Source organism: Leptolyngbya sp. FACHB-321 (assembly GCF_014695975.1).
In the GTDB taxonomy this organism is placed as follows: Bacteria; Cyanobacteriota; Cyanobacteriia; order Leptolyngbyales; family Leptolyngbyaceae; genus Stenomitos.
The window spans coordinates 1-14,762 of record NZ_JACJPI010000052.1; the positions used below are offsets into that span (position 1 = coordinate 1).

At 48.2% G+C, this 14,762-nt stretch carries 15 protein-coding genes and 1 pseudogene; 5 read left to right on the forward strand and 11 right to left on the reverse strand.

Annotation, left to right across the window (positions count from 1 at the left end):
- Window positions 1-4 precede the first annotated feature (4 nt).
- The 5 genes and pseudogenes from H6F76_RS30980 to H6F76_RS31425 all read right to left on the reverse strand — a co-directional run bounded on the left by H6F76_RS30980 (window position 5) and on the right by H6F76_RS31425 (window position 3,321).
- Complete coding sequence (locus tag H6F76_RS30980) at window positions 5-133, reverse strand: hypothetical protein (RefSeq protein WP_277881205.1); 129 nt, start codon at window positions 131-133, stop codon at window positions 5-7.
- 274 nt (window positions 134-407) lie between these two features.
- Entirely contained in the window at window positions 408-620 is a 213-nt protein-coding gene (locus H6F76_RS09355; RefSeq protein WP_190507677.1) for a hypothetical protein, read from the reverse strand.
- Window positions 621-1,430: 810 nt separating this feature from the next.
- Window positions 1,431-1,598: a hypothetical protein gene (locus H6F76_RS09360; RefSeq protein ID WP_190507679.1), complete on the reverse strand. Its 168-nt coding sequence runs from the start codon at window positions 1,596-1,598 to the stop codon at window positions 1,431-1,433.
- Window positions 1,599-1,889: 291 nt separating this feature from the next.
- Window positions 1,890-2,621 (reverse strand): annotated as a pseudogene (locus H6F76_RS09365) (IS1 family transposase).
- 421 nt (window positions 2,622-3,042) lie between these two features.
- The gene (locus H6F76_RS31425; protein ID WP_190507681.1) at window positions 3,043-3,321 is read right to left on the reverse strand and encodes a helix-turn-helix domain-containing protein; all 279 of its coding nucleotides are present in this window, start codon (window positions 3,319-3,321) and stop codon (window positions 3,043-3,045) included.
- 732 nt (window positions 3,322-4,053) lie between these two features.
- On the opposite strand from H6F76_RS31425, the gene H6F76_RS09375 reads away from it, so the two are divergent.
- The 3 genes from H6F76_RS09375 (at window position 4,054) to H6F76_RS09385 (ending at window position 5,960) form a co-directional block, all read left to right on the forward strand.
- Complete coding sequence (locus H6F76_RS09375; RefSeq protein ID WP_190507683.1) at window positions 4,054-4,488, forward strand: DUF4079 domain-containing protein; 435 nt, start codon at window positions 4,054-4,056, stop codon at window positions 4,486-4,488.
- A 182-nt stretch (window positions 4,489-4,670) separates the two neighbouring features.
- Complete coding sequence (gene upp, locus H6F76_RS09380; RefSeq protein WP_190507685.1) at window positions 4,671-5,306, forward strand: uracil phosphoribosyltransferase; 636 nt, start codon at window positions 4,671-4,673, stop codon at window positions 5,304-5,306.
- Between the two features lie 162 nt (window positions 5,307-5,468).
- Window positions 5,469-5,960: an ureidoglycolate lyase gene (locus H6F76_RS09385; protein ID WP_347276000.1), complete on the forward strand. Its 492-nt coding sequence runs from the start codon at window positions 5,469-5,471 to the stop codon at window positions 5,958-5,960.
- A gap of 291 nt (window positions 5,961-6,251) precedes the next feature.
- Here H6F76_RS09385 and petG read toward each other — a convergent pair whose 3' ends face one another.
- Window positions 6,252-6,365, reverse strand: a complete 114-nt coding sequence (petG, locus tag H6F76_RS09390) for a cytochrome b6-f complex subunit V (RefSeq protein WP_075600448.1) — start codon at window positions 6,363-6,365, stop codon at window positions 6,252-6,254.
- Window positions 6,366-6,643: 278 nt separating this feature from the next.
- Here petG and H6F76_RS09395 point away from each other — a divergent pair, with 278 nt between their 5' ends.
- Window positions 6,644-7,018, forward strand: coding sequence for a cytochrome c (locus H6F76_RS09395; RefSeq protein WP_190448076.1), 375 nt, complete (start codon window positions 6,644-6,646; stop codon window positions 7,016-7,018).
- A gap of 243 nt (window positions 7,019-7,261) precedes the next feature.
- Complete coding sequence (locus H6F76_RS09400; protein WP_190507687.1) at window positions 7,262-9,622, forward strand: bifunctional serine/threonine-protein kinase/ABC transporter substrate-binding protein; 2,361 nt, start codon at window positions 7,262-7,264, stop codon at window positions 9,620-9,622.
- An 85-nt stretch (window positions 9,623-9,707) separates the two neighbouring features.
- Here H6F76_RS09400 and H6F76_RS09405 read toward each other — a convergent pair whose 3' ends face one another.
- The 5 genes from H6F76_RS09405 to H6F76_RS09425 form a co-directional block, all read right to left on the reverse strand.
- Entirely contained in the window at window positions 9,708-10,106 is a 399-nt protein-coding gene (locus H6F76_RS09405) for a hypothetical protein (protein WP_206754357.1), read from the reverse strand.
- 155 nt (window positions 10,107-10,261) lie between these two features.
- A complete protein-coding gene (locus H6F76_RS09410; RefSeq protein ID WP_190507691.1) occupies window positions 10,262-11,137 on the reverse strand; it encodes an ABC transporter permease in 876 nt (291 codons plus the stop codon).
- A 151-nt stretch (window positions 11,138-11,288) separates the two neighbouring features.
- On the reverse strand, window positions 11,289-12,308 hold the full coding sequence (locus H6F76_RS09415) for an ATP-binding cassette domain-containing protein (RefSeq protein ID WP_190507692.1): 1,020 nt from the start codon (window positions 12,306-12,308) through the stop codon (window positions 11,289-11,291).
- Between the two features lie 239 nt (window positions 12,309-12,547).
- Window positions 12,548-13,546 (reverse strand): heme o synthase, encoded by a 999-nt coding sequence (locus H6F76_RS09420; RefSeq protein WP_190507694.1) that lies wholly within the window; start codon window positions 13,544-13,546, stop codon window positions 12,548-12,550.
- Window positions 13,547-13,686: 140 nt separating this feature from the next.
- Window positions 13,687-14,673 carry a heme A synthase gene (locus H6F76_RS09425; RefSeq protein WP_190507696.1) on the reverse strand — a complete coding sequence of 329 codons (987 nt, stop codon included), beginning with the start codon at window positions 14,671-14,673 and terminating at the stop codon, window positions 13,687-13,689.
- Between the last annotated feature and the right edge of the window lie 89 nt (window positions 14,674-14,762).

Genomic DNA, 14,762 nt, shown 5'->3' on the forward strand with positions numbered 1-14,762 from the left:
AACATTACAGCGGCAAAGATAGTTGGGGGGTAGCTCCCTGCAAAAATAGCTCGGTGCCAGGTTGATTCTTCGGCAAACGGTGGGGTAGTCCAATGCGGCTATCCCACCGTTCTGTTAAGTAAATCCCTATCATAGCCATCGCTGCTGCTGAAGGGAAGGTTGGGGCAATCGCCTTAATAGCGCTTATTAAATATAGACCTAGGGGCACTGTAAAACTTGTTCAGCCAGTCTTAATAAAACAGATATAAATATCTTCACAATAGTCGTGTGCGTTGGTATTATAGCTGTTGCTAGTTCGATTAGGGCTTAAACTAACTTAGTTCGGGATAAGAATTAGGATAAGAAAGGGGCAAACCTGATAGGCTGAAAATGCTAAAATTTCATGCCCAGTTTGCCCCACACTTAGTCTAGAAGACCTGTTCTGCTCCGTCGATTTCTGTAAGAGCTTTGAACCGTTCTGGAAACAGCAGCTTTTGAGCTTTGGGTTGCATCTTCGCAATCGACCTTAAAGCCTGAGATTGAGCGAAATCATGACGGTCTTGATTGAATTCTATCAGTAGTGCTGCCGCAGTTTTAAAACCTACTACCTGAAAAGTTGCAGACTGAGTGGGAAAAGGCATTTCTCGTATTCGTTAGTTACCCGTAATTCATCGGATGGGTTCCCGACACGTGAGTACGGATGTGCGCCTATTTGCGTTCATGCTTTGGCAAGTGTGCATAAGCCATTTTTGCTGACTGGATGCCTTGACTCCAGTACTCCAGCCTAGAGAGTGGGTGATTGTAAATAATGCCACCTTTTATCATGGTAGACGTATTGCTTAACCACTTGCAGCCGGCAGGTGCTCAAGTCGTCTATCTGCCCCCTTATTCGCCTGACCTCAATCGCATTGAGAAATGCTGAGCATGGTTGAAAAGTCACATTTGCAAACAGTTACGCTACTGCAACACATTGCCTAAGGCAATGGAGACTGTTCTAAATATTAGTTCGGATAAGGAATCGCCAGAAGTCCTGGCTTTCCGTGACTTGCTACCATGCTCTCGGTCAGGTTCTGATAAGATCCACAGTTGCAAATACTTTCAGTAGCAGGTCTTATCGAGAAAAATGACTGGCTGCTTGCTTGACTCAGGCTAGTCATAGTAGGAGTTTTAGCCTTCGGCTTAACCTGATCAAGTTATACCAAATCAAAAAATCTCTGCGATAGATAGGGCTTCTACAATAAAGCGAAAGCCAGTAACAGAAGCAACCGTTTTGGGTATCAATGCAGCAATGAGGTTGTCTACTTGGGTTTGGAGTTGGGTTAATTTCTTGAACAATCCCTAGTGTAGGTCTCTCTTCAAGTGCTGTCACAAGGGTTCATAGGGCTTTACCCCGCTAAAGGAAAAGCGTACGGGTTCAACTTAGGACAGTAAGGTGGTTGAAATAATGAGTATCAGATGATACTGTCGGGAAACACGAGGTTTTTGGCTTTGTGAAACGTCCCGTTATCGCCTTTCAGAATATTAAGCGTACCAGGATAGGCTTGAGAGAACTGATTGGGAAAAAGCTGATAGCAGTCGCTATCAACAGGCGTAAACTGCAAAAAGAACTGCTCTCCCATCGTTGGTTCTACCGCACCATAGATCCAAAAAGCTTTGAACTGCCATTGTCAGCTGTCTAATGGTTTGACTTCCAAACTAGTAATTAAGTGCATAACAGTCGTCTTCAACCTAAAGCGATTTTCGTCTTGAGGAAAGTCGCTTTGAGTTGATACTTGGGTTTTGTGAGCGCAGCATACTGCTTGAGCAGGAGCAGGTCCTCACTAAGATTTGCTGAAATGCCTTTAAGGCTTCCAGGTCCTGCTTCGCATCGGTAGTTCTATTTAGTAAAGGATGGGGAAAAGAGGACACTTTTAACAACTTGAATGCTTCAAACGAATCAGTTGGTTGTAGTAATGAATGAAAGTCCAAATGGCACCGCTGTGATTATCGAGCTTCTTGGAGAACGCTAAGGTCTTTCTGACCCAACGGACCAAACGGGAAACTCGTTGTTGTAAGGTGTTGTTCAATCGTTCAATGTAACTGGTCAATCCAGTTTCTTTGCCCACGGCCCAATGCCGTTGACATGGCAGTACCGCCTTATATGCTTCCCAATAGTCGGTATAAATCATGGCAGATTGGCAATACACCGCTGATATTGAGTGCCACAAAGCGAGAGCCGAGTCACTCGAACGGTCACCGCTGTAGCAACCGACAATCTCATGCGTCGTTACGTCGAGGGCAAGCTAAACCCACTGCTGGTTGCCCTTGTTATCGACAAAGGACCACAATTCGTCCATTTGTACAGTGAGTGTTCCTTTCGGCTTGGGTAACACTTGCACTTGACGTGGCACTGCTTCGTAGCATTGGCTCACATACTGGTGGAACCAGAATGGCGAGAGCTTGAGGACACGGACGATGCCTGCCAACGGGATTTTCTCTAGCGGTAAGCGGTTAACCAAAGCGCTCTTATCGGGCCCCCAACGTTTCCACTGGGGATGCTTAACAAATTGGCGACCACAATCACGACATTTGTAATTTTGTTTGCCGCGTCGGGTGGTGCCATTTTTCATGATGTCTTCTAAGCCACAGTTAGGACAGCGCACGAAAGGAGGGATAGTTGACATAGCAATGAAAAGAGCAAGCTCTGGCTATTATCCCCTATCCTTTACAATCCTTTTTAGAAGGCTACTACCCTTTGTATCCCTCTTCTGTCACTCTAGTTGAATAGAAATCCACAAGCTACGCTGCACAGCGGTTTCGCTTCTCGGATGAGTTTTGGCAGTCTTATTGAGAAAGTGAGGCTAGATAAGGCTTCTAGAATTTACTCCTACGAAAGTGACAGAAGAGGGATATGAACCGGACGGGCAGCTTTGAGCTTTGCATCCAAGCGATAGCGCACAAGGTGATGCACCGTTGCATATTCCGCTTCAATGTTCAAGGTCTTAGACCACCTTGCCGCACTTGCATGTAGCTGTCAAAGCTACCTTTTGGGTCATCCAAGTGCCGGTTCAAGCGAGTCACTGCCTAGGCTGGAATGACGATCGGTCGGCCGGAACTCTGTCGTGTTTCTAGCAATCCCGTCAACCTGTTGTCGCAATACTGGCTCAACCATCGCTGCACACTGCCCTGATGCCGTTCAATGACTTTCGCAATCGCACTGACGCTCATCGCATTCGGTAATTGCAGCAAGTACAACACTTGCAACCGCTCTTTCAGGTGGGGGTTCGAGTACTGTTGGAGCAATGCTTCTAGCTCTGCTATCGTTTCTCGAATTTTAATCCGAGTGATGCCTGCTATTGCCACTTCCTCAACACGCTAGAAGCTAGTATCTCATCTGTCACTCTCTTTTTTCAATTTGGTATTACATTGTCCCTTTACCGAGACAGCACAGTCATTTGCCGACCAGATTCAGGGCTCTGGGCGGTGGAGAACAAAGTGCATTATGTGACTCAAGGCAAAGATGCTTCTCGCATCTGCACCCCCCGTTGATACAGAGTTGGGCTCTAGCGCGAAATTACGCGCTCAATCTTTATCGTGACCATGGTTTTGCTAACATGGCTTAAGCACAGAAGCTATGAGGCTTTGGACTAGGCACACTAATGTCTCTATTTAAAGTGAAATAGCCCTGGATAAGGGGCTGACTCTATCAGTTCTACAAAATAACAGAATGAAAGGGTGCAAAACCTGTTTCTGGAGTATTCGTTCCGCAAGCTACCGTTGGCAACGCAACGAGTTTTTCAAGTGTTGGTGCTGCTTTCGACGACGCTCTGCTCATCTCTGTTCTCCACCCAAGGTTAGGGTTGAAAACCTTCGGAATGTTCACACTCATTTTAATTTCGATTGCCTTCACCCAAGATTTGTTTGCAGTTGCAGTACGATTACGTGGTTAAAAAAATCAACTATATTCACAGAGCCTGAGACAGTATTACTCTTCCACAGCTAAAACCTGGAAAAGCTATACTGTTCGTTGCTCGGCTATGTAATTTTGCTTAATAGATACGGGGCAAACCATTAAGGCTAGCTGGAGTTTGAAGTATGCCTTTACCATCTTTTCTTTGGTTGTGGAAGATTGCAGCATGGTCGATGGGTTTTACGATTGCTGCTTATTTTTTGTTGGCAGCATCAGGTGTGGGTATAGCTGTTCAGCGTCAGCAGAAGGTCTATTCTTATTGGCTTCGTACCTTACACTTTTTGACGGGCGGAATACTTGTTGTATTAGTACTGCTTCTTTTAGGGATTGGTATTGTCGGTACATTAGGTCATTTTGGCAGTTTAGGTCATTCATGGCACTTGCTAGCAGGGTTAATTGTAGTAAGTTTAGTGTTTCTTTCTGCTTGGAGCGCTGTACAGATAAAGCTCTTGAAGCCTTGGGCTCGGTGGCTGCATGTCAGTACTAATGCTGTACTTTTTATAGGGCTATGCTGGGTTTCATTGACAGGCTGGGACGTAGTGCAGAAATACCTACCTTAGTGTGCTTTGGGCACAGCAAATGTTTCTATAACAGTCCCAAATTAGTTGTGAGATTGAGAGGCTTGGTGAGCAAGAATTCCACTGGAAGCCTTGCTCACCATCCAGATAGGATCGCTATAGTTGAAGGGCTACTAACTAAACGATGCTATGTATTACTGTTGCATCCATAAAGAGTTCTACCTATGGCATATAGCGTCACAGTTATCAATCATCCCTTAATTCAACATAAACTTACACTTATGCGGCGTGTAGAGACTAGTACTGCTAAGTTTCGATCGCTCATGACCGAGGTTAGTATGTTGCTAGCTTATGAAGTAACACGCGATTTGCCGCTCAAACAGGAATTAATTAAAACGCCGATTTGCGAGATGTCTGCCCCAGTTTTGGCTCCTGACAAAAAACTTGTCATTGTCTCCATTATGCGTGCCGGTCAGGGCATTTTGGATGGCATGCTACAGCTAATGCCGTCTGCAAGAGTGGGACATATTGGTTTGTATCGAGAGCCGACAACTTTGGTGCCAGTGGAATATTACTTTAAGGTGCCACATGACATCGAAGAGCGCGATATGTTAGTAGTTGACCCTATGGTAGCCACGGGTAACTCGGCAGCTGCGGCTGTTCAACGATTGAAGCAGACTAATCCACGATCGCTAAAGTTAGTGTGCTTGTTAGCGGCACCTGAAGGTATTCATAATTTTCATGAGCAGCATCCAGATGTACCAATTTTTACAGCTGCAATTGATGAAAAGCTGGACGAGCATGGGTATATTGTGCCTGGGTTAGGTGATGCTGGCGATCGACTGTTTGGTACAAAATAGCTAACCTTGTTGGATACAAAGCACTTTGCGTTGGCATTAGAGTGCTTCTGCTTGAAGCTTTCGGTACAGCTTGGCTGTGGGGTCAGATATCAACGTTCTGCTGAAGATAACTGACTTGCCTCTTTTTGCACCTTACAATTAACTCCAAGATCACTGCGTTCAATGATGGAAGCTAAACTGCTGCAAACAATTCGTGCCCAGTTGATTACTTCAGAGTCTTTTCACCCTTTTGGTCAGGTGATCATCGCTTCAAGTGACCATAGACCTTTTGGCTTGGAGGCTGCACAGTTACAGCTGCAAAATGGGATTCCTCACTTCTACATCATGCGGCTACATCAACGCGGGCGGAAGTTTCATCAGATCACGCGGCATCAGCTCTGTACACAGTGCTTAGGGTCTTTAGAAGGTAAGGAATGGTTGCTGGCAGTTGCGCCGCCAAGTCAAGCAGCACTTCCTCGCTTGGAGGATATTGTGGCGTTCCGCATTCCTGGTAATTGCTTTATCAAGTTAGAGGTCGGCACCTGGCACGCAGGACCATATTTTGATGATCCCTGGGTTGATTTTTACAACCTCGAATTAAGTGATACCAATCTTGTTGATCACGATACTTGCAGTTTGCTGGAGCATTACGGAGTGGAATGTGAGCTTGTTTGATGGCTTCGAGCTTCTTTAGACAAAAGGCGTGCTGTGTAGGTCACCCTGGCCGCCAAGTAGCGTCTGAAGCGATCAAGCAGCTTTTGAATAACGTTGCGGTACTCTCTATGAGGGAAGCCTTCGGAGTTATTGTGTGCATTACAAGCACGATAAAGCTTGACCTATCCTCTACAAGTCTTAAAGGCGAAGAGGTGTTTTTTCACTAACCCATGCAGCACAGAAAAAGTTTGGCGATCGAAAAAGCCCAGTATATAACTGGGCTTCGGTACTTGAAGAGAACGCTTTAGCAGGCTAAAGACCGAGTTGGTTGCCACGCTTATACTGAAGATAGGCAGCGACGAATAGTCCGGCAAGGGTGATGGGGATTAGCCCAAGCACAATACCTGAAAGAAGTGGCTCTACCAAGTTACAGCTCCTTTTGAATCAGTAATTTTTACGTGAGTTGCATATTCTCTTCTCATCGTACTAGGTTCATGACCAAAGCGCAGCAAAGACAGATAGGTTTTGGGGGACAGAAGGTGCAGTCTTGACAGCTTTGGACTAAAGATGAAAGCGCTACGTTTGTTGCTTGCACTTTTAGAGTCTGAGAGAATTGCAAAGTTATCTGAAGAAGCTTTAAAATAGAGAAGTCGATGGATTGCTATCTTGATTCGACAACACTCTTTTGTGCAGCTTGAAAACTTTTGGATAATCAGCTTCCTACTAACGAAAGGTTGATTCAGCGGATTGCTCTTATGCTGTTAGCCCTCTGTTTTGCAGCCTTCTTAGCTGTTCTAGGGGTTTATCAGTTTCGTGCGTCTTCGCCTTATATGCAGGATGTTTTAGCAATCAAGGGTGATTCTGTACAGGGTCATGCCATTTTTTTGATGAATTGCGCTGGCTGCCATGGTACGGAGGCAGCGGGTCGGGTTGGACCAAGCCTGCGAGAGATATCCAATCGGAAGTCTAAGGTTAGTATGATCCATCAGGTGATTAGCGGGCAAACCCCCCCTATGCCGCAGTTTCAGCCTAGTCCGCAAGAAATGGCAGATTTGTTGAGTTACCTGGAAAGCCTTTAGTCTGGCAGCGCTTTTACAGTTGCCGCCACTTTTACTGGCATAAGTTTCTAAAGCAATGTAGCTGTTGATCTTCGATCACGTTGTTTTAGATAATGGCGTTCTTCAAGTCTTCTCTTTCCTTAAGGGTTTCTTTTGACACTTGCCTGTACGCCCTCTGGCAGGATCAGCAGCATCACGGTAGAGTCAAGGAAAAGTAATTTTGTTGCAAGAAGTGGGGCAAGATTACGTCAGGCTGTGGATGCAATGCTGGGTGAACTTCTCGGTGCGCGCTATAGAGTGATCAATGTCCTGGGATCGGGAGGCTTTGGTCATACTTATATTGCCGAAGACACTCAGCGTCCTGGTAAGCCGCGCTGTGTGCTTAAACATCTGACCTTTGCTAGTTCTAATGCGTTAGTGCTTCAACAAGTGCGGCGGCTCTTTCAAACAGAGGCAGAAACATTAGAGCGCTTGGGTCGGCATGATCAGATTCCGCAACTGCTTGCCTATTTTGAAGAGGAGCAGGAGTTTTACTTAGTTCAAGAGTTTATCGAGGGACATCCGTTAAGCGATGAGTTGACAGAGGGTGTTCGCTTTACTGAGAGTCAGGTGATAGCGCTATTAGATGATGTCCTGAGTGTTTTGGAGTTTGTCCATGCTCAAGGAGTAATTCATCGGGATATTAAGCCAGAAAACCTGATTCGCCGCGATCGCGATGGGCACTTTGTGCTGATTGATTTTGGTGCGGTGAAAACCCTTGGCAACACGATCGCTGAGGCAACAGGTGAAACCAGCTTCAGCATCCCGATTTACACCTCGGGTTACGGTGCGAGTGAACAATGTTTAGGTAGACCGCAGTTTAGCAGCGATCTCTATTCTTTAGGCATGGTGGCGATTCAGACTTTAACGGGGATGCGCCCATCTCAGTTGCCTCAGGACTTTAATACCTCTGAGATTATTTGGCGTGACCAGGTGCAAGTGGGTGAGCCGTTGGCGGCATTTCTGGATCAGACGATTTGTTACCACTATATCCACCGCTATCAGTCCGCTTTGGAAGCTCGGCAGGCGCTCCAGCAAGTTGCTACTGGTCTAATGCCGCCTCCTGTTCGCGCTGCAAATGCCTTGACCGTCAGACACACGGCAAAGTCACTGACGGTAACGCCTACTAAGCAAACACAGTTTCAGCCTGATCATCATGCTTTACGCTCAGACCCCAATCGTAAGAGTGTGAAAGTGCTGGCGATCGCGGGTGGAACAATTGTCACTGCCCTTGCCCTAGTCTTTCTAGTACGTGGTTTCTCGCCCACTCCGCTACCGCCCACCACTGAGCTAGCGATCAACCCAGTACAGAAGGCGTTGAACGATCGCATGAGTACAGGCGAAAAGTTGCTTAGTGATTGGCAAGCGAATCCTAAAAAGCAAGAAGGCGTTGAGCAGCTTGCTGCCAAGAACTATACAAAAGCAGTCGTAGCCTTGGAGGCAGCGCGAAGGAGTGATCGTAGTGATCCTGAGACCTTGATTTATCTCAACAACGCCCGTATTGGCACGGAAAAGTCTTATACGATTGCAGCTGCTGTGCCGCTAGGCGATACCTTCGGGTCGGCGCTCGAAATTCTGCGAGGGGTTGCCAAGGCGCAAGACGATGTGAATCAAGCGGGTGGCATTGGTGGAACACGTCTCAAGGTGACGATCGTTAACGATGACAATCAGCCGGAAACAGCTCAACAGCTAGCAAAGCTTCTGGTAAACCAACCAGAAATTTTGGGTGTAGTTGGGCATGGGATCAGCGATACAACTCTGTCTGCTGCTGCTGTCTATCAAGCCAATCAGCTTGTTTTGGTATCACCGCTGAGTTCAGCCGTACAGCTATCAAATGTGGGTAGCTATATTTTTCGCACTATGCCGAGCGATCGTTTGACGGCGAAGGCTCTGAGTAGCCATATGCTCAATCAAATGAAGAAGCGTAAAGTGGTTGTTTTTTTTAATGCTGCCAGCGCCTACAGTCTATCGCTCAAAACCGAATTCAAAAATGCGCTGTTTTACAACGGTGTCGAGATTATGGACGAGTTTGACCTCTCTCGACCTGATTTTGATGCGGCTGATAGTGTTGAGATGGCGATCGCAAGTGGTGCTGAAGTCATGATGCTGGCACCCGATAGCAATGTTTCTGACCGAGCAATTCAGATTGTGCAGCTTAATCGTCGTCGCTTAAAGGTGTTAGCAGGTGACAGTATCTCTACTGCTAAGGTGCTGAAAGTTGCGGGGAGGGAAGCAGTTGATATGGTTGTTGCTGTACCGGCTGATCTAGCTAGGCTCCCGTTTCAGCAGCAGTCAGAGCAGCTTTGGGGACGAAATGCTGCCATTAGCTGGCGTACAGCACTTTCATATGACGCGACGCAAGCGCTAGTCGTAGCAATGAGACGCGAACCTAGCCGCAATGGTATTCAGAGGGTTTTAGCTCAAACCGATTTCATGGCATCAGGGGCAACCGAGCCAGTTCGCTTTTTGTCATCTGGCGATCGACAGGGCGGGGTACGCCTGATGACTGTCGCGCCGCTTCGTTCTGGCAATCGCGTACTCTATGAATTTCAACCAATTGGTCTGAAGTCAACGCCTAAAAAGTAAGAGCTGAAAGGGAAAGAAGCTAAAGAACGTTTAACCAACTCATCACGCTGAACGCTAACTCGTGCCTTCACAGCAAGGTAGCTTTTTACAAAGGCGATTGGCTTGTTGGCGCTGGGCTTGGAGTAACCACAGGTGGGGTTTGTGAACCACTCAAGCGTTTCTTCTGGGCTTCCCGAAAACCAGCTGTTGCCGAATCAAGATTTTCTTGCTGCTGGCTTTGAAAGTCTTCGTAGCTAAGAGAGCCTGCCTGCTGGGCTCGATGCACCAGATCCATAACGCTACCAGCCTGATTGCCACTCCGACCCGAAAAAGGATCGTTATTTTGCTGGTCCTGGAAGATATCCTGAGGTTGAGCAACATCTACCTGTTCTGCTGATGCAGACTGAGCTAACCCAGCTACTAAACCGATCGCAGCCGTAAGGCTCAGAGTTATCTGGGTGAGCTTGCGTGTATACATGGTTGAAATGTTCATTGTTCTAGCCATAAAGCGTCCTTTACCCAACACACCTTAATTAAGAGAATTCCTAACCCTTCTATACGCTAAGACTGCACCTACCAGGCAAATAGTTCCATCTTGAGATTTTAACACCCAAAGCCAAGAGAAATTTTGGCGATCGCTTTGGCAGCTTTAAGGGGCTGTTAAGCGAGCGATCGACGTAGTTTTGGTTGAATCAGCACTAGCGCGACCACATCAAAGCTAAGTAGCAGCAAGAGGGACGCTCCTAGTGTGACAGAACCCCAGGGAGCATGCATCACAATGCTACTTAATGACCAATCGCTGTGCAAATAGACATACCGGATCGGCTCAATCGCGTAGCTGAGGGGATTAAGCGTTGCAATCCACTGTAACCAGGTTGGCATGAATGACAGCGGTACTAGTGCCGTACTAGCAAACAGCAGCGGCAGGTTGGTCACAAAAATCACGGCAATGAGTTCGATATGACCTGGTAAGGAGAACGATAGTCCCAGGCTGAGGGCGGTTACGCCTAGCACAAGCAGGAGCACAATCAGACCTACAAGCCCTAAGCCAAGTGCGTTTGGTAGACCTGCCCCTAGCAGAGCGCTGACTGTCACGATCGCCACCGTTTGAATTAAGCTCAGTGTGGTGATAAAAATAGCTGATGCCATCACGATCGAGAATCTAGATGCCAGTGGAGCCACAAGCAGGCGATTAAGGAAACCAAACTCGCGATCGAACATCACGGGTAAACCAGCATTCAGCGCTCCACCAAAGGCTGTGAAAACAATTACACCTGCGCCCAAAAATTGCCCGTAGCTAACATCGGTGCCAAACAAACCCTGTGGTGCATTCTGAAACAGTGCACCAAAGAGTACCAACCACATAATTGGCTGCACGATCCCTGCAATAAGTGTTGAGGGGCGACGTTGCAGTTGGATGAAAAGGCGACGGGTCAGCGCTCCAGTTTCTTGTAAAAAGTCGCTTAACGCTGAGGAGGTTTGTATCGCCGGGATTGGCTTGGGATTAGTTTTGGACGGCGTAATAGTTGTGCTCATAGGTATAAGACGGTTCAACCGTGGCTCTGTAAAGGGGTGAAGGAGCGGAAAGCTAGATGGGCAAGGTCGATGTCAATGTTGATGGCTACATCCATTTCGTTGCCTCTGTTGATTTCCTTGCCTCTATTGCATCTCAAGTACTGCGTCTCAATTACCGCATATTCTGCTTTCGTTCTGCCTTGGTGTCTCGACTACCAGCTGCCGCAATTTCAGCGTCTAACAGGGTGCGTCCGGTTGCAGCAAGATAAACATCATCCAGACTAGGACGTGCTTGAGCAATGCCAAAGATGGGTAAGCCGACGGTTTGGAGTGCCTGTTGAACCATAGCAAGGGCATCGCTCTGAGGATGAACAACTAAGTTAAGCGAGTTGCCCTGAGCGCTGTTGATGATGACTTCCTGTACAGATGGTAGGTCTTGCAGCAGCGCCTTCGCTTTTTCAGCTTCTTCCAAAGGCGAAAACTCACGAATGCGGAGGGTGATGCGATCGCCGCCTACGTTGTCCTTCAGGGCTGAGGGCTTGCCGGATGCAATGACCATGCCCTGATCAATAATGGCAACTCGATCAGCGAGTGCATCTACTTCTTCAAGATAGTGGCTGGTAAGCAAGACAGTTGTGCCCTGTTCTCGCAGTCCTCGGAGAAAGTCCCAAACAGCAATCCGGCTTTCGATGTCTAGCCCAACAGTTGGCTCATCTAAAACCAATACTTGCGGTTGGTGTAAGAGTCCCGCTGCTAGATCTAGACGCTTCTTCAGCCCACCCGAATAGGTGCCCGTTTTTTTATCAGCGTAGCTTTCTAGATCCAGTAGCTTAAGGACGATCCCGATGCGTTCTTGGGCGATCGATCGTGGGAGGTGATACAGCGCCGCTTGAAGCTGAAGTAACTCTCGCCCCGTCAACACCTTATCTAGCGCTACTTCTTGGGCAATGTAGCCCAAATGCTGTCGGGCAAGGCGAGGCTGCTCAATTACAGAGATGCCAGCAACTTCTACTTTGCCAGTATCGGGTTCAGCCAGGGTACAAAGGCAACGCAACGTCGTTGTTTTGCCAGACCCATTCGGACCTAAAAGACCAAAGATCTCACCTGGTTCGACTTGTAGCGACACGTCCTTAACAGCCGCCACAGAGCCATAATGCTTTTTCAGGTTTTCGATGAACACTGCAGGAGCCATAGCACCGCCCCAAAGATATACAAATCTCAATACACTCATCCTATCGCACTTGTTGAAGCGAAGGAGTCGTATCTAGAGCCCCGGCTTCTGAAACAGGGGCATTAAACGTCTCTAGATCCCCAACTTCTGAAATAGGGGCACTAAACTCATCAATGTTGCCTCAAGAAGTCGGGGATCTTAGGTCCAAACCGGGGCTTTTTGGCGCTTTAGGGCTTTTTACCAGTTCAGCGTCTGCACATTTAAGCGCTTAAGGAACCAAACATTGTCTGCACATTCGCGGCGATCGTCTGTAAATTGCCTGCTACCACGCTGACGAACTCATGGGTGAACGGCAAACTATCTAAGCCCATACCAGCGCAAAGCAACATCAGGTACAGAATGGAATACTTGAAGACCGATCGCGCTACTTGCAAATCTGACGGTGCTTGCATAAGCTGCCATGCTTTCTGAACAAAAATGCCGCCTAAGAGTAAAGCAATGCCGCAGTAGACCGCACCCATGACATGCAAGGGGTAGACCAGCAGCAACGTTACTGGAAGCAGTATCAGCGTGTAGTAGAAGATTTGGCGAGCGGTCGGCTCATTACCAACGACTACAGGCAGCATCGGCACACCAACTTTGGCATAGTCTTCTCGAATTAAGACTGCTAGTGCCCAGAAATGTGGCGGTGTCCAGAAGAAGATAATGGCAAACAGCACCCACGCTGCCCAGCTCAAATCACCCGTTACGGCTGCCCAACCAACCAGTGGTGGAATCGCTCCAGCAGCACCGCCAATGACGATATTTAGCGTGCTGTGACGCTTGAGCCAGTGGGTATAAATCAGCACGTAAAAGACAATGCCCGACATTGCGAGGCAGGCGCTCAACAAATTGGCAAAGACCGCTAACAGCGTAAAGGAGAGTGTGGCAAGAGCGATCGCAAAGATCAGTGCATCACGCGGCTGTATGCGACCCGATGGCAAGGGGCGATGGCGGGTGCGCTCCATGATGTAGTCGATATCGCGATCGTAGAAGCAATTGATGGTGTTGGCTGACCCAGCTGCACAAGCACCACTGATTAGCGTGACCAGCAAGAGAACGGAATCGACCTCACCCTTGGCTGCAATCCACATACCGCCAGCAGTCGTAATCAGCAGCAGCAGAATAATACGAGGTTTTGTGAGTTGATAATAGCTTTGAAGAACCTGTAGAACGTTTTCGTGTTGGCGGGGGATACCAGTTAAGACAGTTTCTTGCATTCGCCCTTTCCTAAAGAAGACAGACCTAAAAACAAACTCGAACCGCAGTGATGAAAGTGATGAGCCTCTTACCTGTAGGACTTGCTCAAGCCGTACGTTGCCAAACCCACTTCACCGAAATCAGTTGGACTGGCTTGAAGTCAAGCCGGTTGACCATTGGCACGATCGCCAGGAAAGGTCTCGTCTGTAGCCGCTGGTGCTAAAGGGGACAACGTTTCGTCGATCGCCGCTGTTGGCAAATCGCGCCACGCCAGTACTGTAAAGGCAACCAACGTTCCTAGCAAGGCAGCCCCGATCGCCTGATGCGAAACCGTTAGTGGTTCCACCTGCAACCTGAGCTTAAACGTTGCTACGCCCAAAAGAATCTGAAGCACCACTAAGCTGCTTGCCACTTTTGCCAGCTTGCGTAGCGTGGGATGCAGGGCTGGAGTGCGCCATGCCAGAACTGCCAGTGTCAAAACTGCCAGCGTTGGTGGCACTACGCCTGCAATATGGCTGTGCATCACCACACAAAGTCCAGAATCGTTCAGGCATTGATGCAGCGCCCAACGGGACGCAACTAGCGCGCCTAAGATGCTTTGGAGATAAACCAAAAATCCCGCGATGAGACCAACCCAGGGCAGTTTCCCAGCAGTGCCCATGCCTTGGTGCGGCATCAGCGCCACGCCGATTGCCAGCAGCGTCACAAAAAACAGCAGCGCCGTACCTAAATGTGCCGTCACAATGTCGAAGCGGAGCAACTCAGTCACAGTAAGCCCGCCTAAAAGCCCTTGAAAGAGTACCAACACCAGCGCCAACGCGGTTGCCCAGGGTGTCCAACCAGGAAGGGAGCGGCGGTACCACCAAGCAAGCCCAAATAGCCCGATCGCAAACAAGCCCATAGAGGATGCAGTTAAACGATGAAACCACTCCAGAAAGACCTGGAAGTTCATCTGCTGTCGCGGCAGTAATTCGCCATAGCAAAGCGGCCAGTCGGGGCACGCAAGACCAGCATTCATCACGCGCGTTGCACTGCCCAGTGCCATAAGAAACAAGGTTTCTGCTGCCATCGCCAGCGCAAAGTGACTAATCCGCGATCGATGTTGGGATGCTTCAGGAGCAGATTGATGGGAGATTGCATCAGCCATCGGCTTATCCTTAAATCACAAAACTAAATGTAACTAAATACAACACAGGAGTGAGTGCTCACTTCAAACCTAGCACTCTAGACTCAAAA

Coding starts and splice junctions, on each gene's coding strand:
- H6F76_RS30980 (WP_277881205.1), bottom strand. CDS start 133: ATGATAGGGATTTACTTAACAGAACGGTGGGATAGCCGCATTGGACTA.
- H6F76_RS09385 (WP_347276000.1), top strand. CDS start 5,469: ATGATGGAAGCTAAACTGCTGCAAACAATTCGTGCCCAGTTGATTACT.
- H6F76_RS09425 (WP_190507696.1), bottom strand. CDS start 14,673: ATGGCTGATGCAATCTCCCATCAATCTGCTCCTGAAGCATCCCAACAT.
- H6F76_RS09415 (WP_190507692.1), bottom strand. CDS start 12,308: ATGGCTCCTGCAGTGTTCATCGAAAACCTGAAAAAGCATTATGGCTCT.
- H6F76_RS09410 (WP_190507691.1), bottom strand. CDS start 11,137: ATGAGCACAACTATTACGCCGTCCAAAACTAATCCCAAGCCAATCCCG.
- upp (WP_190507685.1), top strand. CDS start 4,671: ATGGCATATAGCGTCACAGTTATCAATCATCCCTTAATTCAACATAAA.
- H6F76_RS09360 (WP_190507679.1), bottom strand. CDS start 1,598: ATGGGAGAGCAGTTCTTTTTGCAGTTTACGCCTGTTGATAGCGACTGC.
- H6F76_RS09375 (WP_190507683.1), top strand. CDS start 4,054: ATGCCTTTACCATCTTTTCTTTGGTTGTGGAAGATTGCAGCATGGTCG.
- H6F76_RS09420 (WP_190507694.1), bottom strand. CDS start 13,546: ATGCAAGAAACTGTCTTAACTGGTATCCCCCGCCAACACGAAAACGTT.
- H6F76_RS09405 (WP_206754357.1), bottom strand. CDS start 10,106: ATGGCTAGAACAATGAACATTTCAACCATGTATACACGCAAGCTCACC.
- H6F76_RS09355 (WP_190507677.1), bottom strand. CDS start 620: ATGCCTTTTCCCACTCAGTCTGCAACTTTTCAGGTAGTAGGTTTTAAA.
- H6F76_RS09400 (WP_190507687.1), top strand. CDS start 7,262: ATGCTGGGTGAACTTCTCGGTGCGCGCTATAGAGTGATCAATGTCCTG.